The sequence below is a fragment of the Catellatospora bangladeshensis genome (assembly GCF_016862575.1).
GTDB lineage: Bacteria > Actinomycetota > Actinomycetes > Mycobacteriales > Micromonosporaceae > Catellatospora > Catellatospora bangladeshensis.
In genome coordinates, this window is record NZ_BONF01000006.1 from 1 (window position 1) to 21,909 (window position 21,909).

Annotated in this window: 19 protein-coding genes; 11 read left to right on the forward strand and 8 right to left on the reverse strand. The window is 73.8% G+C overall.

What is annotated here, in order from left to right; translation table 11 throughout:
- Positions 1-78: 78 nt before the first annotated feature.
- The 5 genes from rimO (at position 79) to Cba03nite_RS04545 (ending at position 4,346) form a co-directional block, all read left to right on the forward strand.
- The gene (gene rimO / locus Cba03nite_RS04525) at positions 79-1,590 is read left to right on the forward strand and encodes a 30S ribosomal protein S12 methylthiotransferase RimO (protein WP_203742164.1); all 1,512 of its coding nucleotides are present in this window, start codon (positions 79-81) and stop codon (positions 1,588-1,590) included.
- Between the two features lie 10 nt (positions 1,591-1,600).
- On the forward strand, positions 1,601-2,185 hold the full coding sequence (pgsA, locus tag Cba03nite_RS04530; protein WP_239125463.1) for a CDP-diacylglycerol--glycerol-3-phosphate 3-phosphatidyltransferase: 585 nt from the start codon (positions 1,601-1,603) through the stop codon (positions 2,183-2,185).
- On the forward strand, positions 2,182-3,207 hold the full coding sequence (locus Cba03nite_RS04535) for an arylamine N-acetyltransferase family protein (protein WP_203742166.1): 1,026 nt from the start codon (positions 2,182-2,184) through the stop codon (positions 3,205-3,207). The genes pgsA and Cba03nite_RS04535 overlap by 4 nt, the downstream gene beginning before the upstream one ends.
- On the forward strand, positions 3,204-3,677 hold the full coding sequence (locus tag Cba03nite_RS04540; protein ID WP_239125464.1) for a CinA family protein: 474 nt from the start codon (positions 3,204-3,206) through the stop codon (positions 3,675-3,677). Before Cba03nite_RS04535 ends, Cba03nite_RS04540 begins: the two co-directional genes overlap by 4 nt.
- 210 nt (positions 3,678-3,887) lie before the next feature.
- Positions 3,888-4,346: a helix-turn-helix domain-containing protein gene (locus tag Cba03nite_RS04545; RefSeq protein WP_203742168.1), complete on the forward strand. Its 459-nt coding sequence runs from the start codon at positions 3,888-3,890 to the stop codon at positions 4,344-4,346.
- A 181-nt stretch (positions 4,347-4,527) separates the two neighbouring features.
- Here the strand turns inward: Cba03nite_RS04545 and Cba03nite_RS04550 are convergent, their stop codons facing one another.
- Positions 4,528-5,391 (reverse strand): SCO6745 family protein, encoded by an 864-nt coding sequence (locus Cba03nite_RS04550; protein ID WP_239125465.1) that lies wholly within the window; start codon positions 5,389-5,391, stop codon positions 4,528-4,530.
- Between the two features lie 87 nt (positions 5,392-5,478).
- On the opposite strand from Cba03nite_RS04550, the gene Cba03nite_RS04555 reads away from it, so the two are divergent.
- Complete coding sequence (locus Cba03nite_RS04555) at positions 5,479-6,051, forward strand: TetR/AcrR family transcriptional regulator (RefSeq protein WP_203742172.1); 573 nt, start codon at positions 5,479-5,481, stop codon at positions 6,049-6,051.
- A 539-nt stretch (positions 6,052-6,590) separates the two neighbouring features.
- Here the strand turns inward: Cba03nite_RS04555 and Cba03nite_RS04560 are convergent.
- The 3 genes from Cba03nite_RS04560 to Cba03nite_RS04570 form a co-directional block, all read right to left on the reverse strand.
- A complete protein-coding gene (locus Cba03nite_RS04560) occupies positions 6,591-7,370 on the reverse strand; it encodes an SAM hydrolase/SAM-dependent halogenase family protein (protein WP_203742174.1) in 780 nt (259 codons plus the stop codon).
- 35 nt (positions 7,371-7,405) lie between these two features.
- Complete coding sequence (locus Cba03nite_RS04565) at positions 7,406-8,632, reverse strand: acyltransferase family protein (protein WP_239125466.1); 1,227 nt, start codon at positions 8,630-8,632, stop codon at positions 7,406-7,408.
- A gap of 196 nt (positions 8,633-8,828) precedes the next feature.
- On the reverse strand, positions 8,829-13,286 hold the full coding sequence (locus Cba03nite_RS04570) for an ATP-dependent helicase (RefSeq protein ID WP_203742178.1): 4,458 nt from the start codon (positions 13,284-13,286) through the stop codon (positions 8,829-8,831).
- 239 nt (positions 13,287-13,525) lie between these two features.
- Between Cba03nite_RS04570 and Cba03nite_RS04575 the strand changes: the two genes are divergently transcribed.
- Positions 13,526-13,900: a hypothetical protein gene (locus Cba03nite_RS04575; protein ID WP_203742180.1), complete on the forward strand. Its 375-nt coding sequence runs from the start codon at positions 13,526-13,528 to the stop codon at positions 13,898-13,900.
- 585 nt (positions 13,901-14,485) lie between these two features.
- Here Cba03nite_RS04575 and leuE read toward each other — a convergent pair.
- On the reverse strand, positions 14,486-15,139 hold the full coding sequence (gene leuE, locus Cba03nite_RS04580) for a leucine efflux protein LeuE (protein ID WP_203742182.1): 654 nt from the start codon (positions 15,137-15,139) through the stop codon (positions 14,486-14,488).
- Between the two features lie 132 nt (positions 15,140-15,271).
- Entirely contained in the window at positions 15,272-16,504 is a 1,233-nt protein-coding gene (locus Cba03nite_RS04585) for a bifunctional pyridoxamine 5'-phosphate oxidase family protein/GNAT family N-acetyltransferase (RefSeq protein ID WP_203742184.1), read from the reverse strand.
- Positions 16,505-16,551: 47 nt separating this feature from the next.
- On the opposite strand from Cba03nite_RS04585, the gene Cba03nite_RS04590 reads away from it, so the two are divergent.
- Positions 16,552-17,892: an aminotransferase class I/II-fold pyridoxal phosphate-dependent enzyme gene (locus Cba03nite_RS04590; RefSeq protein WP_203742194.1), complete on the forward strand. Its 1,341-nt coding sequence runs from the start codon at positions 16,552-16,554 to the stop codon at positions 17,890-17,892.
- An 18-nt stretch (positions 17,893-17,910) separates the two neighbouring features.
- Here Cba03nite_RS04590 and Cba03nite_RS04595 read toward each other — a convergent pair whose 3' ends face one another.
- Positions 17,911-18,234: a TFIIB-type zinc ribbon-containing protein gene (locus Cba03nite_RS04595; protein WP_239125467.1), complete on the reverse strand. Its 324-nt coding sequence runs from the start codon at positions 18,232-18,234 to the stop codon at positions 17,911-17,913.
- A gap of 84 nt (positions 18,235-18,318) precedes the next feature.
- Between Cba03nite_RS04595 and Cba03nite_RS04600 the strand changes: the two genes are divergently transcribed.
- Entirely contained in the window at positions 18,319-18,825 is a 507-nt protein-coding gene (locus Cba03nite_RS04600) for a GNAT family N-acetyltransferase (protein ID WP_203742196.1), read from the forward strand.
- Between the two features lie 76 nt (positions 18,826-18,901).
- Here Cba03nite_RS04600 and Cba03nite_RS04605 read toward each other — a convergent pair whose 3' ends face one another.
- Complete coding sequence (locus tag Cba03nite_RS04605; protein WP_239125468.1) at positions 18,902-19,789, reverse strand: phytanoyl-CoA dioxygenase family protein; 888 nt, start codon at positions 19,787-19,789, stop codon at positions 18,902-18,904.
- A 309-nt stretch (positions 19,790-20,098) separates the two neighbouring features.
- Here Cba03nite_RS04605 and Cba03nite_RS04610 point away from each other — a divergent pair, with 309 nt between their 5' ends.
- A complete protein-coding gene (locus Cba03nite_RS04610; RefSeq protein WP_203742198.1) occupies positions 20,099-21,559 on the forward strand; it encodes an MFS transporter in 1,461 nt (486 codons plus the stop codon).
- Positions 21,560-21,563: 4 nt separating this feature from the next.
- Positions 21,564-21,764: a DUF3046 domain-containing protein gene (locus Cba03nite_RS04615; RefSeq protein ID WP_203742200.1), complete on the forward strand. Its 201-nt coding sequence runs from the start codon at positions 21,564-21,566 to the stop codon at positions 21,762-21,764.
- Positions 21,765-21,909: the final 145 nt, after the last annotated feature.

Genomic DNA, 21,909 nt, shown 5'->3' on the forward strand with positions numbered 1-21,909 from the left:
GAATAGCGTTAAGAAGGTGCCCTTCCTTACAGGGAAGGCACTACCCGGTATGTCGTGCGCGCCCGGTAGCCTGGTCGGGTGCCAGTAACCTCCCCGTCACCCCACGAATCGTCCGGGTCGCCGCGCCGGGTCGCGCTGCTGACGCTGGGCTGTGCCCGCAACGAGGTCGACTCGGAGGAGCTGGCCGCGCGCCTGGCGGCCGACGGCTGGCAGGTCAGCACCGACGGCGAGGGCGCCGACGTGGTCCTCGTGAACACCTGCGGGTTCGTCGAGAAGGCCAAGCAGGACTCCATCGAGACGCTGCTGGCCGCCGCCGACACCGGTGCGAAGGTGGTCGCGGCGGGCTGCATGGCCGAGCGGTACGGCAAGGAGCTGGCCGAGAGCCTGCCCGAGGCCGCCGCCGTGCTCGGCTTCGACGACTACCCGTCGATCTCCGCCGCGCTCAACGGCGTGATGCGGGGCGACAAGCACGACGCGCACACCCCGCGTGACCGGCGTGAGCTGCTGCCGATGGCCCCGGCCAAGCGGCGCGACACGGGCGTGATCGTGCCGGGGCACGCGGCGTTCACCAACGACGAGCACACCCCGGCGCACCTGCGGCCCGTGCTGCGGCACCGGCTCGACAGCAGCCCGGTGGCCTCGCTGAAACTGGCCAGCGGCTGCGACCGGCGCTGCTCGTTCTGCGCGATCCCGGCGTTCCGCGGCTCGTTCGTCAGCCGTACGCCGGACGAGCTGCTCGCCGAGGCGGAGTGGCTGGCCGGCACGGGCGTACGCGAGCTGGTCCTGGTCAGCGAGAACTCGACGTCGTACGGCAAGGACCTGGGCGACCCGCGGGCGCTGGAGAAGCTGCTGCCGCAGCTCGCCGCGATCCGGGGCCTGGTCCGGGTGCGGGTGAGCTACCTGCAGCCCGCCGAGACCCGGCCGGGCCTGGTCGAGGCGATCGCCACCACGCCGGGCGTCGCGCCGTACTTCGACCTGTCGTTCCAGCACTCGGCCGAGCCGGTGCTGCGCCGGATGCGCCGTTTCGGCTCCACCGAGCGCTTCCTGGAGCTGCTGGACAGCGCCCGGAAGCTGGCCCCGGAGGCGGGCGCGCGCAGCAACTTCATCGTCGGCTTCCCGGGCGAGACCCGCGCCGACTACGAGGAGCTGGTGCGCTTCGTCAGCGAGGCGCGGCTGGACGCGATCGGCGTGTTCGACTACTCCGACGAGGACGGCACCGAGGCCGCGACCATGGACGGCAAGATCGGCGCGGCGACGGTCCGGCGCCGCTACGACCGGATGCTGTCGCTGGTCGAGGAGCTGTGCGCGCAGCGCGCCGAGGAGCGCCTGGGCAGCCTGGTGGAAGTGCTCGTGGACACCGTCGATGAAAACGGGGTCGAGGGGCGCGCGGCGCACCAGGCGCCGGAGGTGGACGGCTCGACGACGCTGGTGAGCGGGGACGGCGGGGTGGACCTGACCGCGCTGCACCCGGGCGACCTGGTCCGCGCGAGGGTGACCGGCACCGAGGGGGTCGACCTGGTCGCGGTGCCGGTGGAAATGATCGACGCGGCTCCGGCCGGTCGGCCCGCACTGGCCGTGGTGGCTGGTTAGCGTGTCCGCCGTGCAGGAACGTTCACGCCGAGTGCCACCGCTGCTCAACGCCGCCAACGTCCTGACGGTGGTGCGCATCGTGCTGGTGCCCGTCTTCGTGGCACTGGTGATCGTTTCTGGGATGACCGACGAGCGCTGGCGGATCGCGGCCGCGATCACGTTCGGCGTGGCGTCGTTCACCGACTACGTCGACGGCTGGATCGCCCGCCGCTTCGAGCTGGTGACCTCGTTCGGCAAGGTGGCCGACCCGATCGCGGACAAGGCCCTGACCGGCTCCGCGCTGGTGCTGCTGAGCTGGTACGACGCGCTCCCGTGGTGGGTCACCGTGGTGATCCTGGTGCGCGAGTGGGGCATCACGCTGCTGCGCTTCTGGGTCATCCGGTACGGCGTCATCGCGGCCAGCCGCGGCGGCAAGCTGAAGACCGTGCTCCAGATCGCCGCCATCGCGTGGTACCTGTGGCCGTTCGGGCAGCCGTGGGCGGCCGTCGGGCCGTGGCTGATGGGTGCGGCGCTGCTGGTCACCGTGGTCACCGGGATCGACTACGTGATCGCCGCGATCCGCCTGCGCCGCGGCGCGACCGAGCCCGCCTCGTGATCGAGGAGTACCTGCGCCGCCTCGGCCTGCCCAGGCGCGCGCCTTCGGCGGAGTACCTGCACGAGCTGCACCGGGCGCACGTGGCCCGGATCCCGTACACGAACCTGGAGATCCTGCTGGGCCGGCCGGGCACGGTCGCGCCGGAGCACGCGCTGCGCCAGATCACGACCGGCCGGGGCGGCTACTGCTTCCAGCTCAACGGCGCGTTCAGCGAGCTGCTGCGGGAGCTGGGCTTCACGGTCACCCTGCACCGCGGGTACGTGGTGAGCGACCCGGCGGTCGCCGACGCCGACCTGAACCACCTGGCCCTGCTGGTGCACGGCCTGCCCGACCCGGCCCACCCGGACGGCACGTGGCTGGCCGACGCGGGGCTCGGCGACGCGCTGCACGACCCGCTGCCGCTGCGCGCCGGTGAGCACCCGCAGGGGCCGTTCTCGTACGCCCTTGGCGAGACGCTGCGGGCGGAGCCGGGCTGGCGGCTGCGGCACGACCCGTCCGGCTCCTTCGCGGCCTGCGACATCGCTGCCGCACCGGCCACGCTGGGCGACTTCGCGGGCGCGCACGAGCACCTGTCCACCTCGCCGCGCTCGCCGTTCACCGGGCTGTTCTCGGCCCAGCGCCGTACGGCCGCCGGGGTGCAGATCCTGCGCAGCTGCGTGCTGACCACCCATGACGCGGCCGGCCGCCGCGAGGAGCACCTCGTGACCCGCGCCGCGTGGCGAGAGGCACTGGCCGACGTGTTCGGCCTGGCCGACGACGAGCTGGACCGGCTCTGGCCGTCCGTCGCGGCCGCCTATGACGAGTGGGCCGCGCAGCGCGCCACCAAGGGTGCCGAAAGCGGCGACGCCGCCTCCAGCGCTCCCGGCGGCGGTGTGCCGGAGGCTCCCAGGGGTGGTGTGCCCGGAGCCCTCGGCGGCGCTGAGGAGGAGCCCCAGGCCGTGGCTGGGCGCCGCCCTGGGCCGGGGGCGGCTGCCGTGCCCGCGCCGCGTGCGGGGGACGTCTCCGTGGCGGAGGCGGCGTGACCGGGCTCGCTGCGCTGGTGGAACAGCTGGCCGCGCGCGGTGAGACGGTCGCCGCGGCCGAGTCGCTGACCGGCGGCCTGCTCACCGCGACCCTGGTGACCGTGCCGGGGGTGAGCAGGGTGCTGCGCGGCGGGCTGGTGGTGTATGCCACAGACCTCAAGCACAGCCTCGCCGGGGTGGACGCGGACCTGCTCGCCGCGCGCGGGCCGGTCGACCCGGACGTGGCGCTGGCGCTGGCCAGGGGCGCGCGCGAGCGCTGCGGTGCCGACTGGGGCCTGGCCACGACCGGAGTGGCCGGTCCCGGTCCGCAGGACGGCGTGCCCGCCGGGACCGTGTACGTGGCGCTGGCCGGGCCGGGTGGCCTCGGCCGGGTACGCGCCCTCGACATCGATGGTGACCGTTCTCACGTTCGGCTCGCGGCTGTGGAAAGCGCCCTTGACCTGCTGCGCGAGGCTGTCGCCGTACCGTGATCTGATTATTGGCCGGGCGAGGTTTGGGGTCACTGCCGTAGTGTGTATTCCTATGGCGCCGGCCGCCGAGCAAGTTCCGCACCGCCCCGGCGGGGCGGGGTGTCGAAATGGCATTAAGAGAGTACGGTTCTTCTCAGCCGTCGGTGACAACCGGCGGCTGACGGCATATCAGCCGACAGTAGTTACGGGGCACAGTACAGGGGGTGCGACATGGTGCTTCTGCGTCGAGTGATCGGTGATGCCCTCCGTGCCCGCCGCCAGGGCCAGCACCGCACCCTGCGCGAGGTCTCCACGGCCGCGAACGTCAGTCTCGGATACCTGTCCGAGATCGAGCGAGGGCAGAAGGAGGCGTCCAGCGAGCTGCTGACCTCGATCTGCGACGCGCTCGGCGCTCGGCTGTCCGAGGTGCTGCGCGAGGTCAGTGACACGATGGCGGTCGCCGAGCAGGTCGAGGGTGTGCTGACGCCCCCGGCGCCGCGCGGCGTCGACCAGGCGGCCGAGGCGATGGTGCCGCTGCCGCACCGCCCGCGCACCGAGGTGGCCACCGACGGCCAGGTCTCGGTCACGGTCCGGCGCGAGAACCCGCTGCGCACCACGCTGCGGACGACCCGCAACATCCGCCCCGGCAACACGGGCAACACCCGCGGCCGCGAGGTCGTCAGCGTCTGACCCGAAAGGAAGGGCACCTTCTTAACGGTTTCCGTAGAGGAAGGGCACCTTCTTAACGCAGGGGGCGACGGTTTGCCTTTCGGCGTGTTCGCGTGTCTCGGGACGAACGCCCGATGGAGCGCGATCAAGCAGCGGGCCTGATGCCCGTCATCCTGGCGAACAGCCGCCCGCTGTGGCGTGATCAAGCGCGGGGCTTGATGCCGAGCGTGCTCTGCGCCGGCAGGATGCCCGAACGGACCACGCCCAGCATCGCGGGCATGACCAGCTGCGCCAGCCGCCCGGTGGCAGCCTGGCCGAGCGCCTGCCACGGTCCTGTGGCCAGCTCGTCGGTGCGCGCCTCGACGGCGTCGCGGCCCTCGCGCCCGAGCGGCGTCGCCAGCCCGTCCGGGCCGATCCAGCCGCGTTCGGCGAGCCGCTCGCGGGCGGCCGACCACTCCTCGGCGGTCCAGCCACGCGAGGCGAACACCTCCACCGGCGCCGCGCCGACCGCCGCGAACGACACCAGCGCCTCGACCGGGTCCAGCCCGGCGGCCAGCAGTGCCGCCACGTGGCCGTCGCCACGGTGCTCGCGCAGCACCGTTGCGGCGTGCCAGAGCGCCAGGTGGGGCTCGTCCGGACAGGGCAGGTCGGCGTTGGCGGCGGCCAGCGGCCGTCCCGCGGTGACCGCGGCCTCGGCGGCGCGGCGGGCCAGCGCGGCGGCTTCGGCCAGCTCCGGGCTGCCGATCAGGTCGCCCAGCCGGGCGCGCAGGGTGGCATCCACGGCGCGCTGCCGGGCGGCCAGGACGTCGCCGGGCGTGGCGGTGTCCCAGATCGACGGCACGTGTTGGCCGATCATGGCGGGGCTGAAGCTGAAGTACGTTGCGGCGACCAGCTCGGGTCCGGCTGCGCCGAGCGGCGCCGAGCGCCAGGCGAAGTAGCTCGGCCAGCGGGTGTTCACGTCGAAGCCGAGCGCGGCGGCTTCCGCGTGGGCCTCGGGGGCGTAGTACAGGCTCGCGTGGACCGGCTCCAGCAGGTGCCAGATCTGGCGGACCAGGGCGGGGTTCATCTCGGCTCCCATCACTATCTTGTCAGTGCCAAGATAGGTGGGCGCGGCGAAACTTGTCAATGACAAGATTTGGCGTACCGTGGAGGGGTGACCGATACCGCGCGCGCTTACCACCACGGCGACCTGCGCCGGGCCATCCTCGACGCCGCGCTGGAGGTGCTCGCCGAGGACGGGCCGGGCGCGCTCAGCCTGCGGGAACTGGCCAGGCGGGCGGGCGTCTCGCACGCCGCTCCCGCGCACCACTTCCGGGACAAGGCCGGGCTGCTCACCGCCGTCGCCGTGGACGGTTACCGCCTGCTCGCCGAGGCGCTGGCCGAAGCGCCCGACATGCGCGAGCGCGGCGTGGCGTATGTGCGCTTCGCGCTGGCGTACCCCGCCCACTTCGGGGTGATGTTCCGGCCAGACCTGTACCACGCCGACGCGCCGGAGCTGATCGCGGCGCGCGAGGAGAGTGGTCGCCTGCTGCACGGCGGCCTGGCGGCGATGCCCGCGACCCGGACCGGCGACGACCCGGTCGCCGCCGCGACGGCCGCCTGGTCCCTGGCCCACGGCTTCGCCACCCTCTGGCAGTCCGGGGGCCTGCGCAACCTCGCCGGCGACACCGACCCCCTGACCGCCTTCCGCGCCGCCGCCACCCTCCTCTTCCCCGCCCGCCCCTGACCTCCCCACCCGACCTCGCCCCGCGCCCACGGCCCGCCCGCGCCCACAGCCCGCCCCGCGCCCACAGCCCGCCCCGCGTACTCGCCCGGACCCACTCGGCCTGGCTCGCTCTTCTCCCGCCCTCTGCTCCTGCGCTCGGGCGTCTCTCGAACTCGGGCCGCTCGCGCGCTCCCGCTGCTCCTGCGCTTCGGCCGCTCTCGCGTTCCGGCCGTTCCTGCGCGCGGGTGGCTCGCGCGCTCGCGCCGCCTTTCGTCCACGCGACGGCCCCAAGATCGTCCGTCTTGCCAGGCACATGGGCGTATCTTGACCGCCCATTCGCCCATGTGCCTGGCAACTTCGACGATCTTGGCGCGCGACGGTGGCCCGGCGGCGGCCGCGCGCGTCGATCTTGCGCGAGGTGTTGCCCTTTTGCCCGGAAAGGGCGTGTCGCACCCACAGTTCGCGCAAGATCGGCGCGGCAGAGGTGGTGGCGGCTGAGGGTGGCGCGGGAGAGGGTGGCGCGGGAGGGGGGCGCGGGAGAGGGGGTGGGAAGGGTGGGGTTAGGAGATGCGGATTATGTCGCCGGGGGTTACGGCGAGCATTACGGCGGCGCGGCCGCCGTTGACGGCGATGGCTACGCGGTCGGCGGAGTCGGCGTAGACGACCAGGCCGCCGGAGGGTGCGTCGGCGAAGGTGGAGCCGCGTACGGCGCGGCAGCCGCCGACGGTGAGGCGGTCGGGGAGCTGCTCCAGGGCGGCCCCGGCGGCGGCGAGCTGTACGTTGCCGAAGCGGTCGACGGTGAGCACCTCGGCCTCCAGCCAGCCGTCGCCGAGGGCCACCACCGGGTCGGGGAGCTGGACGAGCTCGTCGAGGGCGAGCGCGGGGCCGGCGTCGGCGGGGTCGGCGCCGCGGGCCAGCCGGGCGGCGACCGGGGCGAACACGTCGCGGCCGTGGAAGGTGCGGGACACGTCGGGGGCGAACCAGTCGGCGCTGGCCAGCTCGTACGCCGCGGTGATGCCGCCGAGCGCCTGGGCGGCCCATACCAGCAGGCCGTTGTCGGGGCCGACGAGGAGGCCGCGCGGGGTCCGCAGCAGCACGGGACGGCGGACCGTGCCGACGCCGGGGTCGACGACGGCCAGGTGTACGGCGTCGGGCAGGTACGGCACGGTCTGGGCGAGCACGGCCGCGCCGCGGGTGATGTCGCCGGGCGCGATCAGGTGGGTGACGTCGATGATCCGGGTTTCGGGTGCGCCGCGGGCGATCATCCCGTGGCAGGCCGCGACGAACCCGTCCGACAGTCCGTAGTCGGTCGTGAACGAGATGTAGTCGTATCCGGGCATGCCTACGAAGGTAGACCGATCCGGGCCGTTGTCCACTATGGCCGGCGCGGCGCGCTCGCCTCCTCGGCCGAGGTGTCCTCGACCGCCGGCTCGCGCGGGGCGGGCACCGCCGCGGGCTGCGTACCCGCCGCCTTCTCCGCCTCGGCGGCGCGCCGGGCGGCGGCCGCCGCCGTGCCGCGGCGGTGCAGGTTGCGGAACAGCAGCAGCACCGGGATCGTGCAGATCAGCGGGCCGATGATGGCCAGCGGCCGGGTCAGCCACCAGCCCAGGTCCACGTCGGCGGGCTTGTCCATGTCGTAGCGCAGCCACAGCCAGGTCAGGAACAGGAAGATGGCCATACCGGTGGTGTGCACCAGGTAGAGCGGCAGCGAGAACTCGTTGATCAGCTCGTTGGCCCGCTTCCAGCGGGGGCGCTCCAGCAGCACCTGCATGCGCGGGCGGAGCAGCTCGGCGAATCCGATCTGGAACGCCAGCAGCGCCACGATGACGAAGGTGGGCGGGGCCATGTTGGAGAAGCGCTCGCCGGGTACGCCGACCATGGAGCCCGGATACAGGCCGGAGCCGACGAGGCCGACCAGCCCGAACAGGCCGGTCCAGAGCAGGGCCCAGTCGTTGCGCCGGGGTGAGTCGACCACGTTCTGGTAGAAGAAGCCGGCCTGGTGGGCCAAGCCCCACACCAGCACCATGTTCAGCCAGCCGATGTCCTCCAGGTCGCTGCCGAAGCGCAGCACGTCGACCATCATCGACGCGCCCGCCAGCCAGACCAGGGCCAGCACCCCGGCCTTGCGGTGCAGCCACAGGCTGACCGGCAGCAGCGCGATCAGCATCAGGTACACCCCGAGGAACCACAGCGGGCTGACCACCAGCTTCACCGCGCGGCCCACGCCGGTGAGGTTGAAGTAGGCCCCGATGAGGGAGCCGAGGCCGATCCACAGCAGCAGGACGATCCCGGCCGGGATGAGCAGCTGGCCCATGCGCCGCCCGATGAACGCGCCCATGGTCACCCCGCGTGAGCGGGCCTTCTCCCAGGTGCGCAGGTGCACGAAGCCGCCGATGAAGAAGAACAGCGGCATGACCTGCAGCAGCCAGGTGGCCAGCCACAGCCCCCGGGTGAAGCCGAGCGGGCTGGTGGCGTGCGGGCCGTCGTCGCGCCAGTCGAGGATGGTGAACGCCCAGTGCCACAGCACCACCACGATCAGGCTCAGCGCCCGGAGGAAATCCACATAGGAGTCACGGCGCGTGGGGGCGGCGGCGACGGTCATGACCCGCAGCATGCCACCGCTCAGACGCGGCTCGCCAGCCCGTATCCGGCATCCGGCTCCCTGGTCTTTCCCTGACCTTCATCTCCGGGCACCGTGGCGCGGCTGAGGCCGTCCCGGCGGGATGATCGCGATCTCATGTCCGAACCTGCGGTCGGGCCGCACATCTGGACACGAACCCGCGATCATCGCGGGGCGGTCAGCCGCGGATGCGCAGGCCTCGGGGGGTGATGCGGAAGCCGGCCGCTTCCAGGGCCGCGCCCAGGGCGCTGCCGGTGACGGCCTCGCCGTCGGCGCGCTCCACGGTCAGCGCGCCGAGCGCCCCGCTGGACACGGCCCCGGTCAGGGCCGCGGCCGCGGCGGCGAGCGCGGTCTCGTCGTCGGTGAAGGAGAGGAGGGTACGCCCACCGCGCTCGACGTACAGCGTCAGCGCTCCGCCGACGAGCACCACCAGCGCGCCCGCCTTGCGGCCGGGCCGGTGACCCTCGGTGGTGTGCGGCCACGGCAGCGCCGCGCCGTAGGGGTTGGCCGGGTCGGTGGCCGCCAGCACCAGCGCTTTGGCGGCCCCGTCGCGCTCGGAGTAGGAGCGCAGCCGGTCCACCGCCCCGGGCAGTGCGAACTGGGCCGCGCCCAGCCCCTCGACGAAGTAGCCGCGCCGGGCCGCGCCGCGCTCCTCCAGCGCGGACAGCACCGGGTACACGGCGGCGAACCCGCCGGGCTGGTTCTCGGCGGCGACCGCGCCGCGGGTGACCACGCCGTGCCGTTCCAGCAGGGCGTCGGCGAGCGCGGCGGCGCGGGCGGTGGGGTCGGTGTCCCGCGCGCCTAGCACGTGCCAGCGGCCCGCCGAGCTGGGCAGATGCGCCATGCCGCCGAGCGCGGAGGAGAGGGAGCGCCCGCCGGTCAGGCCCGGCCGCCGGTAGCGGGCGCGGCCCGGGGTCGGTTTGGCCCGGTGGGCGCCCCCGCCGCCGGACAGCAGCGCCCGCACCGGGGCGAGGGTGTCGTTGCTGACCAGCCCGGCCCAGACCAGGTCCCACACGGCGGCCAGCAGGTCGGCGTGCTCGGCCTCGGCCCGCTCGGCGAGCTGCCGGAAGAACAGCGCCCCGCCGCCCAGCCCGTCGAGCACGGCCTCGTGCACCGGGGTCAGGGCCAGCTCGGACGGGGGCGGGAGCAGCAGGGGAGCCACGTCGGCGAAAGCGAGCACCACCCAGCCGTCGCTGCCGCCGATCGCGCCCGCGCCGGCCCACACCACCTCACCGGTGGCGCACAGCTCGTCCAGGTAGGACGGCGTGTAGTCGCCCACGCGCGCGGGCAGCACCAGGCGCTCCAGCGCCGAGGCGGGCACCGGCACGCCCTGGATCTGGTCGACGACGGCGGCGACCGCGTCGACGCCCTCGCTGCGCCGCCCCACGTGCTGCCAGGCCGGGAGGAAGCGTCCCAGCACGTCCGGCGGGACCGGCTCGATCTCCTTACGCAGCGCGGCCAGGCTGCGGCGGCGCAGCGTACGCAGCACCTCCGCGTCACACCACTCGACGAAACCGCCGTCGGAGTGCGCGGTGAACTCGCCCGAGACGAGGCGCCCGGAGGCGGCCAGCCGGTGCAGCGTGTGCTCGACCACGGCCACGCCCAGCCCGAACCGGCGGGCGCAGTCGTCGGCCCGGAACGGGCCGTTGGTGCGTGCGTACCGCCCGATCAGGTCGAGCAGCGGGTCGGCGACCGGCGCGGCGTACGCGGCGGGCAGGCCGGGCGGCAGGGCCACACCGAGCGCGTCCCGATAGCGGCCCGCGTCCTCGGCGACGATCCAGCGCTCCTCGCCCGCCACCCGGATGGACAGCACCCGCCCCGCGCGGGCCAGCTCCACGACCCAGTCCGGCTCGGCGCCCCGCTCGGTCATCTCGTCGTGGGTCAGGTCACCGAGTCGGCGCAGCATCTCCACGGTGTCCTCGGCGTCGCGGACCCGCCGGTCGGCCCAGCGCAGCCGCAGCGCCGTCTCCGCGATCACCGCCGGATCGAGCAGCTCGCGCAGCTCCACCCGGCCCAGCAGCTCGGCCAGCAGCGTCGGGTCCAGCGCCAGCGCGGCGGCCCGGCGCTCGGCCAGCGGGACGTCCTCGCCGTACAGGAACGCGCCGACGTAGCCGAACAGCAGCGAGCGGGCGAACGGCGACGGCTGCGGGGTCGACACCTCCACCATGCGGATCTTCCGGGCGGCGATGTCGCGCATCATCGAGGCCAGCGACGGCAGGTCGAACACGTCGCGCAGGCACTCCCGCGCCGCCTCCAGCGTCACCGGGAAGTCGGGGTAGTCGCGGGCCACGTCGAGCAGCTGGGCGGCGCGCTGGCGCTGCTGCCACAGCGGCTGCCGCCGGCCCGGATCGCGGCGGGGCAGCAGCAGCGAGCGCGCCGCGCACTCCCGGAACCGCGACGCGAACAGCGCCGACGTGCCGACCGTCTCGGCCACCAGCGACTCGATCTCGTCGGCGTCGAAGGCGAACACGTCCGCCGCGGGCGGCTCGTCGGCGGTCTCCGGCAGCCGCACCACGATGCCGTCGTCGGCGGCGTGCACCTGCGCGTCGACGCCGTACCGCTCGCGCAGCCGCTGCCCGATGGCCAGGCCCCAGGGCGCGTTGACGGGCGCGCCGAGCACGTTGTGCAGCACGATGCGCCAGTCGCCCAGCTCGTCGCGGAAGCGCTCGACCAGCACCGTCCGGTCGTCGGGCAGGTGCCGGGTGGCGGCCCGCTGCTCCTCCAGGTATGCCGTCAGGTTGCTCTTCGCGGCCTCGTCGAGACTGTCCAGGCTGGACGGGTTGCGCAGGAACGCTCCCAGCGCCTTGCCCAGCGCCACCGGGCGTCCCGCCTGGTCGCCCTTCCAGAACGGCAGCCGGGCGGGCTGGCCGGGGGCGGGGGAGACCAGCACCCGGTCCGGCGTGATGTCCTCGATGCGCCACGAGCTGGTGCCCAGCGCGAACACGTCGCCGACACGGGACTCGTACACCATCTCCTCGTCCAGCTCGCCGACCCGGGACGCCTTCTCCGAACCGGCGAGGAAGACGCCGAACAGGCCCCGGTCGGGGATGGTGCCGCCGGAGGTGACCGCCAGGCGCTGGTTGCCGGGGCGGCCGGTGAGCAGGTCGGCCGCGCGGTCCCAGACGATGCGCGGGCGCAGCTCGGCGAACGCGGTCGACGGGTAGCGCCCGGCCAGCATGTCCAGCACCGCGTGCAGCGCCGACTCGGGCAGCGCGGCGAACGGCGCGGCCCGGCGCACCAGCGCGGCCAGGTCGGCGACGGTCCACTCGTCCATCGCGGTCATCGCCACGATGTGCTGCGCCAGCACGTCCAGCGGGCTGTGCGGGAAGTCGAGCGGCTCCAGCCGCCCGGCCGTCATGCGCAGCGACACCACCGCGCAGGACAGCAGGTCGCCGCGGTGCACCGGGAACACCACGCCGCGCGAGACCGCGCCCACCTGGTGCCCGGCCCGGCCGACGCGCTGCAGCCCGGCCGCCACGCTCGGCGGCGCGCCGACCTGCACCACCAGGTCCACGGCGCCCATGTCGATGCCGAGCTCGAGGCTGGAGGTGGCGACGACGGCGGGCAGCCGCCCCGACTTCAGCTCCTCCTCGATCTGCTTGCGCTCCTCCTTGGACACCGAACCGTGGTGTGCCCTGGCGAGCTGCGGCGGTGCGCCGTACCCGGTGCCGGACTGAGCCATGATCTGGGCGGGGGGCGGCACGGGCTGCACCGTCCGCTCGGCGGCCAGCTCGTTGAGGCGCGCGCAGAGGCGCTCGGCGCCGCGGCGGGAGTTGGCGAAGACGATCGTCGAGCGGTGCGCTTTGATCAGCTCGTAGACCCGCTCCTCGACGGCGGGCCAGATCGAGGCGCGGCGCGGGCCCTCGTCCTCGGCGTGGCCCTCGTCCAGCGCGGTCATGTCCTCGACCGGGACCTCGACGCTGACCTCGATGGTCTTGGCGGTCTTCGGCTGCACGACGGTGACCGGGGCCGCCCCGCCCAGGAAGCGGGCCGCGGTCTCCACCGGCTCGATCGTGGCGGACAGGCCGATGCGCTGCGCGGGCCGCTCCAGCAGCGCCTCCAGCCGCTCCAGGGACAGCGCCAGGTGCGCGCCGCGCTTGGTCGCGCTCACCGCGTGCACCTCGTCGACGATCACCGTCTCCACGCCCCGCAGCGACTCCCGTGCCTGCGAGGTGAGCAGCAGGAACAGCGACTCCGGGGTGGTGATCAGGATGTCCGGCGGGCGGCGCTGGAACGAGCGCCGCTCCTCGGCGGGGGTGTCGCCGGTGCGCATCCCGACCGAGATGTCCGGCTCCGGCAGGCCCAGCCGGGCCGCGGCGTGCCGGATGCCGGTCAGCGGGGTGCGCAGGTTGCGCTCGACGTCCACGGCCAGCGCCTTCAGCGGGCTGACGTAGAGGACGCGGCAGCGGCGGGTCGGGTCCTCCGGCAGCGGCTCGTGGGCCAGCCGGTCCAGCGCCCACAGGAACGCCGCCAGCGTCTTGCCCGAGCCCGTCGGGGCCACGACCAGTGCGTTCGCGCCCGCGCTCACGGCCTGCCAGGCGCCTGCCTGGGCGGCGGTGGGCGCGGCGAAGGCGGCGTCGAACCACGCCCGGGTGGCGGGCCCGAACTGTGCGGCGGCGAGCGCGGGAGCATTCATCACCGACCATCCTGCCCGCCCCCACCGACATTCGCCCGGTGGGAACAGCAGGCCCCGCCGAGAGCGTTTTACCTGGCACCGACGGGTGACTCCGCCGGCTGTGGCGTTTGCCACGCAGGCGCGGGGGTAGGCCCAGAGGATGAGACGGATCGGATGTGAGGGTTGCCCGGATGCGCCCGAATCACGTACCGTCTTGCTCACGATGAGTAACACATCGAACACGGTGTGCGGAGGGTGAAATGACCGAACGACAGACCGCACCGGCAGTCGACAGGAAGAACAGCCGCCACGAGTCCGACGTGCTGCTGCGCCAGCTCGACGGGCACCTCGCCCGCCTGCAGGCAGACCAGCCCGGCCACTCCGGCCACGAGTTCGCGCTCGCCGAGCGCATCGCTCACCACCTGCGCGCGCTGATCCGCGAGACGGTGCGCGCCAGCGCCGTCGACCGGGCGCGGGTCCGGGCGGCCGTGCACTACTTCGTGGTCCGCAACCGCGACGCCCGGCACCCGCACAGCCACGCGCGCCCGGCGCACGTGGACATCTGGGTGGTCAACGACATCATCCGCGACCTGGGGCGCCACGACCTGCTCATCCCTGAGCCGTCCATCGCCTGACCCTGCCTGCCTCCAGCGTTTTCGGCCGGCTTCGACGCCGACCGTTTTTGCTGCCCGGGGGTGGGGGCGGGGCTGGGTTTGCGGCTCCCGAGCTTTATTGACGTTGGCCTATCACGTCGACTTCGGTCTCGGCCGGATCGATGTGGTGGGCCGACGTCTATGTGTGGCGGTCTGGTGGGGGTGCCTTTAGAACCGGCGCCGAGGATGGAGATCGGTGCCTCGTGTCGTTAGGTGCGGTCATGCCACAGGTTTCGACACGAACCGGCGATCATCTGCCGCGCGGCTGGGGTGCGGGTGTCGCTGCGGCGTTGGCCTGGTCGTGAAGATCGGTGTTTCGTGTCGGGAAGTGGGGCTGGGCCTCAGGTTTGGACACGAACCCGCGATCTTGCGCCGCGCGGCGGGCTTGGCGGCCTTGCTGCGGCGTTGGCCCGGTCGTGAAGATCAGTGTTTCGTGTCGGGAAGTGGGGCTGGGCCCCAGGTTTGGACACGAGATCGCGATCTTCGCGGGATGAGGGCCGCTGCGGGGGCGCGTCGGGGTGGATAAGTCGGGTGCGGTCGAGGACTCGCGGGTGCTCAGGGTTCCGGTTATAGGGACGACGTGGCGAGTTTGACGCCGAAGCCGACGAACAGGGCGCCGATGGCGCTGGTGCCGGCGGCGGCCAGGCGGCGCCTGCTGCGGAAGGTGGCGGCGAGCCGGTTGCCGCTGAAGATGAGCAGGCTGAGGTAGAGCGCGCTGCAGAGCTGCACGATGATCGCCAGTAGTACGAACGACGCGGCGGGGTAGGCGTACCCGGGGTCGACGAACTGGATGAAGAACGAGACGAAGAACAGGATCGCCTTCGGGTTCATCAGGCTGATGGTGAAGGCGCGGCGGAACGCGTTCTCGGCCTTGGGCTCCGGCTGGGCGGCGGCCGCGTCGGGGCGGCCCGCGGCCAGGTCGCGCCAGCCGCGTACGGCGCTGACGACCATGCGGACGCCGACGTAGCCGAGGTATGCGGCGCCGGCGTACTTGACGACCATGAACAGGGCGGGCACGGCGCGCAGCAGCGAGGCCATGCCGGCCGCGGAGACGAGCATCAGCACGCCGTCGCCGCAGAACACGCCGAGCGCGCCGCGGTAGCCCTGGCGTACGCCGCGGCGGGCCGCGACGGCGAGCACGTACATCGAGTTCGGTCCGGGCAGCAGCACGATGGCGATGGTGCCGAGCACGAAGGTCCACAGGTCGGTGACGCCGAGCATGTGGCCATCCTCTCTCGTAAGGAGCGAAATGCGTGTCGGCCGTTAGGTCGAGATGCCCGTGTGCTGCGTCACCTGGGAGGCGTTAAGAAGGGCACCTTCTACTACGCATAGCGTTAAGAAGGTGCCCTTCCTTTATTGAAGGCGGGCGCGGGCGGTGGGCCAGTCGGCGGCGAGCATGCTGAAGGTGACGGTGTCGCGCCAGGTGCCGTCGGGGCGCAGGCGGTGGTGGCGGTGTACGCCCTCGCGGGTCGCGCCGAGGCGGGCGATGGCGGCCTGCGAGCGCTCGTTGCGGTGGTCGGTGTGCCATTCGACGCGCTCGCAGCCGAGGACGTCGAAGGCGCGTTCGAGCAGGAGCAGCTTGGACTCGGTGTTGACGCCGGTGCGCCAGGCCTTGCGGGCCAGGAAGGTGTGGCCGATGCCGAGCTGGCGGTGCTTCGGGTCGATCGCGTAGTACGACGTGGTGCCGAGGATCTCGCCGGTGGCGGTGGCGCGCTGCACCCAGGGGACGCGCTCGCCGCGGTGCTGCATGTCCAGCGCGATCTCGACGAACGGGGCCAGCTCGGCGGGGGTGTGGGGGGTGCTGCGGCTTAGCCAGCGCCACACCTCGTCGTCGCCGCCGGCAGCGGCGAACAGGCCGTCCACGTGGGACAGGTCCAGCGGTTCCAGGGTCACCCGCTCGCCGCGCAGGACCACCGGCTCGAACCACGGGCCGCGCTCCAAGCCCAGGTAGTCGGGGACGGGCACGGTGACGCCGGGGGCTGGCTCGGCGCGGCCGGGCTCCACGCGCAGGGGGAGCACGCCCGCCCAGTACGGCAGGTCGAGGTCCTCCTCGTCGTCGCCGGCGGTGCCGGTGCGGGCGCGCACCGAGACCTCGTCCAGCGGCAGTGCCAGCAGGGCGGTCTGGGCCAGCTCCTTCGCCGACGGGGGCCGGGTGCGTGCGGCGTGGCCGGGGCCGATCTTCTCGGCGAGCGCGGTGAACACGCGCAGCTTCTCGGCCTCGTCGGTGACCAGCTCGGCGGTGCCGTGGGCGATCACAGAGCGGTAGTTGGCGCTGTGGTGGAACTGCGAGCGGGCCAGCACCAGCCCGTCCAGGTGGGTCACGCAGGCGGCGACGCGCAGCCCGCCGCGGGCGCCCAGGCCCATCCGGCCGCCGCTGGAGCCGTGCAGGTAGAGCGTGTCGCCGACGCGCACGTGCAGGGTGGGCAGGACTCGGGGCTCATCGTCGAGCACGAAGGAGAGGGTGCAGTGCCACGCCTCGTCGAGGATCGCGTGCGCGGCGGCGCGGTCGTAGGACATGCGCTCGCGCATCCGCAGGGCGGTGGTGCGCGGGGTCCGGGGGTACGCGGACGGCTCGGTGCCGGCCATGTCCGCCTCCTTGACTCGTAGTTCTGTACTAGTACATACTTGGCTTTGTGACAGTACGATATCCGATCACCGGTGGCTCGGCAACGGCGATAGCCGCGTCCGTGGAGGAGGGGGTGCGCGGCGGCGGCCTGGCCCCCGGCGACGCGCTGCCCAGCGTGCGGTCGCTGGCCACCGAGCTGTCGGTCAGCCCGGCCACCGTCGCGGCGGCCTACCAGCGGCTGCGCGACCGGGGCATCGTGGTCACCGCCGGCCGCAACGGCACCCGGGTCCGCCCGGTCACGCCGATCGCCACGGGCCGCGCGCGCCGGGCCGTGCCGCTGCCCGCCGGGGTGCGCGACCTGTCCGACGGCGAGCCCGATCCCGCGCTGCTGCCCGGTCTCGCGCCGGTGCTGCACGCCGTCGCCGCCGAGCTGGCCGCGGGCGAGGCCGCCCCGCTGCGGTACGCCGACGGCGGGCCGCTGCCCGAACTGCTCACGCACGCCCGCACCCGGCTCCCGGAGCTGCCCGGCGATGCGGCGTACAGCCTGGTCAGCGGGGCATTGGACGGGCTGGACCGGCTGCTGGAGGCGCGGCTGCGGCCCGGCGACCGGGTCGCCGTCGAGGACCCCGGCTGGGCCGCGCTGCTCGACCTGGTCGCCGCGCGCGGGCTGGTGCCGGTGTCCATGCCGGTCGACGACGAAGGGCCCACCGAACAGGGGGTGCGCGCCGCGCTGGCCGCCGGGGCGCGCGCCGCCATCGTCACGGTGCGCGCGCAGAACCCGACCGGCGCCTCGGTGAGCGCCGCCCGGGCCGCCGCGCTGCGGCCGCTGCTGCGCGACGTGTTCGTGATCCAGGACGACCACGCCGGGGAGCTGGCCGCGGTGCCGCTGCATCCGGTCGCGGCCGGGCCGGCCTGGGCGTTCCTGCGCAGCGCCAGCAAACCCTACGGGCCCGACCTGCGCTGCGCGGTGCTCGCCGGGGACGCCGAGACCGTCTCCCGGGTCGAGGGGCGGCTGCGGCTCGGCGCGGGCTGGGTCTCCGGGCTGCTGCAGCGCACCCTGCTCGGGCTGTGGACCTCACCCGCGGTGGCCGCGGAGATCGCCGCCGCCGGCCGGGCGTACGACGAACGCCGCGGCGCCCTGCTCGCAGCCCTGCACGCGCGGGGGGTGGCGGCGACCGGGCGCACCGGCATCAACGTGTGGGTGCCGGTGCCGGACGAGACCGGCGCGGTCGCGTCGCTGCGCGACGCCGGGTACGCCGTCACTCCCGGCCACGTCTTCCGCACCGCGACCGGCCCCGCCGTCCGCGTCACCATCGCCACCCTGCTCCCGCACGAGGCGGAGCCCCTCGCGGACGCCGTCGCGGCCGCCGCCCACCCGCACTCCGCCGCCCGCCCCGCCTTGCGATAGACGGGGTGGGCCGGGCGGTCAGCCGAAGAGGTCCTCGAGGAAGGACTCCTGGCGCTTGTGGTGGCCGTGCCCGTGCTTCTGGTGCTTGTCGTAGCGGGGGTACTCGCCCGAGTCGTGGTCGCGGTAGCCGTGCTGCTGCTGGGGGTAGTGCTGCTGCTGCGGGGGCGGCGGGGCGGCGTGCTGCTGGTGGGCGCCGTGCCAGGCGTTCTCGGCCTGGGTGAGGCGCTCCAGCTCGCCGCGGTCGAGGAAGATGCCGCGGCACTCGGTGCACTGGTCGACGGTCACGCCGTTGCGCTCGTACTGCCGCATCTGGCCATGGCATTTCGGGCATGTCATCTGCATACGGCCGAGCCTAGCGAGCGCTGTCCAGAGTCGATCATGGGTAATCCGGCGGCCGGGACCCGGGCCGGGCCGTACCGTGGCGGCATGACGACGTTGCACGGCGAGCGGGTGGCGCTGCGTCCCGCCGAGCCCGCGGACGTGGACCGGCTCGCCGAGATCCGCGCCGCTCCGGAGGTGCGCGTGCGCTGGCAGGGCGACGACCTCGCCGCGGAGATCGCCGCCGACCTCGACGACCCCGATCTGGAGCTGCTGGTGGTCGAGCACGACGGGCAGGTGGTCGGCGCGATCCAGTGGACCGAGGAGAGCGACGCCATGTACCGGCACGCGGGCATGGACCTCTACCTCGACCCGGCCGTGCACGGGCGGGGCCTGGGCTCCGACGCGGTACGCACGCTGGCCCGGCACCTGATCGGCGAGCTGGGGCACCACCGGCTGGTCATCGACCCGGCGGCGGACAACACCGCCGCGATCGCCTGCTACGCCAAGGTGGGCTTCCAGCCCGTGGGCGTCATGCGCCGCTACGAGCTGGGCCCGGACGGCACCTGGCACGACGGCCTGCTCATGGACCTGCTCCCGGAGGACCTGCGCTGACGCGTACCGGCGGAAATGAAGATCGCCGTCTCGAGCCCGCACCTGCGGACCCGAGACGGCGATCGACGTCTGACGGCTAGCGGCGCAGCCAGGGGAACGACGAGTCGAGCAGACCGCGCTCCTTGAGGTCGGTGTAGAGCGGGACCTCGTCGGGGAAGTAGCCCCACGCGTGGTCGCCGCCGTCGACCGGGTCGTCGATCCGGCCCTCGAGCGCGCCGACCAGCTGGCGCTGGACCGGGTTCAGCCGCGCCACGTGCTCCGGCGCCGGGCGCTCGTCGCGGGTGGCGATCCAGCGGAACGTGTAGCCGAAGAAGACCGCCTTGCGGGTGATCTCCGAGTAGTTGTTCGAGCGCGCGTGCCAGATGCGGCGGTCGAAGAAGACCGCGTCACCGGGGTGCACGCAGACCTCGATGGCGCCGGCCGGGTCGGGCCACTCGATGTCGCGGCTCGGCGGGCCGTCGATCCGGTTCATCTTGTGGCTGCCGGGCACGACCTTGAAGTTGCCGCGGCCGGGCTCGGACACGTCGGACAGCCAGAAGGCCAGCTTGACCGACAGGCGGGGGCGCGGGTCGGTCTCCAGCTCGCCGTTCTGGCGGCCGCCGTCCTGGTGCCACTCGAAGCGGTAGGGCTTCGTCTGCTTGATCGGCGGGTGCACGTCGAGGTGCGAGTGGTACACGTGCACGTTCCAGCCGATCATCGACCAGACGAGCGGGAACACCGCGGGGTGGTCGACGAGGCCGTTCAGCTCGGGGCAGCTGGCGACCGCGCTGAGCTTGTGCAGCGAGGCGTCCGCCCCCAGCTTGCCGACGGCCTCGTGCTCGGCGTACACACGGTCGACGGCGGCCGCATAGTGGGCGACCTCGTCGGGCGACAGCACGTTGCGGACGATCAGGTAGCCGTCGCGCTCGAACTGCTCACGCTGCTCGGCGGTCATCGCCTGAGGCGTGACGGGGGTGATGGTCACGGGATGGTCCTCCCCGATCGGCTGGACGGCGCGGCGACGCGTCGCCCAGTGGCTCTTTCCGAAGGGGGCAGCGGCGCTGCCTCCTTCACAGGACGTTCCAGCGGGGCCGGGAGTTGCCAAACGTGCCGCGGTCTGACCGGACGGTTGAGGCCTGGTCGGGGGTCCCGGCGGACGTGGCCCGTACTGGGGGTTTTTGTTCGGGGACGACGATACCCGAGTCCTTCTCATCCGGCCGGGCCGGTGCGAGCGACGTCGATCAGGCAAGGTAGGTGTTGCGTCCCCGCCCCTTACCCCCCCGGGAGCCCCCTCATGGCGCCGAACGTCGCCGCGTACGCCGCGGTGCAGGCCAGAACCATCCGGCTGCTCATGATCGTCGAAGTCGTCAGCGGCCTCGGCGTGGCCATGGGCATCTCGGTGGGCGCCCTGCTCACCCGCGAGATGGCGGGCACCGCGCTGTCCGGCGTCGCGCAGAGCGCCGCAGTGGTGGGCGGCGGCGTCCTCGCGCTGCCTGCCACCGCCCTGATGAGCCGGTACGGCAGGCGCCCCGGCCTGGCCCTGTGCTACCTCACCGGCGCGGTGGGCGGGCTCGGCGTGCTCGGGGCGGCGCTGCTGGACTCGATCCCGCTGCTGTTCGTGGGCTTCTTCCTGTTCGGCGCGGGCAGCACGGCCAAGCTGCAGTCCCGCTACGCCGCCACCGACCTCGGCGAGCCGCAGCGCCGCGGCCGCCAGCTCTCGCTGGTCGTCTGGGCCACCACGCTCGGCGCGGTGGTCGGGCCGAACCTGGCCGCCCCGCTCGGCGGCGCGCTCGCCGGGACCGGCATCCCCGTGCTGGCCGGGCCGTTCGCCTTCGCCGCCGCGTCCTTCGCGGTCAGCGCGCTCCTGCTGACCCTGTTCCTGCGCCCGGACCCGCTGCTGCTGGCCCAGGCGGCGGCGTTGGCACCCGCTGCCCGCGCCGCCGCGCCAGGGACGGCCGCGGTGCCCGAGCAGGCGGCCGGGCCGGAGGTGGCGGCAGGGCCCCGGACCGGGGCCGCCGGGCCTGCGGCGGCACGGGCGCCCGGCGGGTCGCGACCAGGGGAGGTGACGGTTGTCACCGCCGTGGCCGCCCCGGCGCCGGCGGAGGCGCGGACCGGTGCGGACGGCGCCCGGCACGGGCAGACGCTGGGCGCGGCGGCGCGGGCGGTGCTGGCGTCGCCGCCGGCCCGGCTCGGCATGACCGCGGTGGCGCTCGGGCACCTGGTGATGGTCGCGGTCATGGCGATGACGCCGGTGCACATCGGCGAGAGCCACAACGCGCCGGACACCCTGCGCATCGTCGGCTTCGTGCTCAGCCTGCACGTGGCCGGCATGTACGGCCTGTCCCCGGTGGTGGGCTGGCTGGCCGACCGGGCCGGGCGGGTGCCGGTGATCCTGGGCGGGGTGGCGCTGCTCGTCGCCGCCTGCGCGGTGGCGGGCACCGCCGGGCACGACACCGCCCGGCTCACCGTGGCGCTGGTCATGCTCGGGCTGGGCTGGTCGGGCACCATGGTCGGCGGCTCGACGCTGTTCACCGAGTCGGTGCCGATGGCCGTCAAGGCCCGCGCGCAGGGCCTGTCCGACCTGGTCACCGGCCTGGCCGGGGCGGGCGCGGGGGTGCTGTCCGGGGTGGTGGTGGAGCTGTCCGGGTACGCCGTGCTGACGCTGCTCGCCGGGCTGAGCACGATCCCGCTGATCGCGCTGGCGCTGCGGCCGAACACGCTGTCCGCCGTGACCGACCTGAAGGTGGCAGACTAGCCCGATGCGACGGACCGACTTCTGGGAACGGCTGCGCGAGGTGTTCGGGCCCGCGTACGCGTCCAGCGTCGCCGCCGACCAGGTGCTGCCGCAGCTGGGCGGGCGGACGATCGACAGCGCCCTGGCCGACGGCGAGGAGGTGCACCTGATCTGGCGCGCCGTGTGCGACCACTACTCCGAACGGGTGCCCGCACGCCTGCGGTAAGCCTGCGGACACGCCTACGGCGTGGCAGGATGGCGCTCGTACACATGTTCGGCTATCGTCCTGACCAGTGCTCCGGATAACGCGTCCTTGTCCACAGCCTGGCGTGCCCGCATCGCCTTTGTCGGACCCAGCGCCTAGCGTGTCC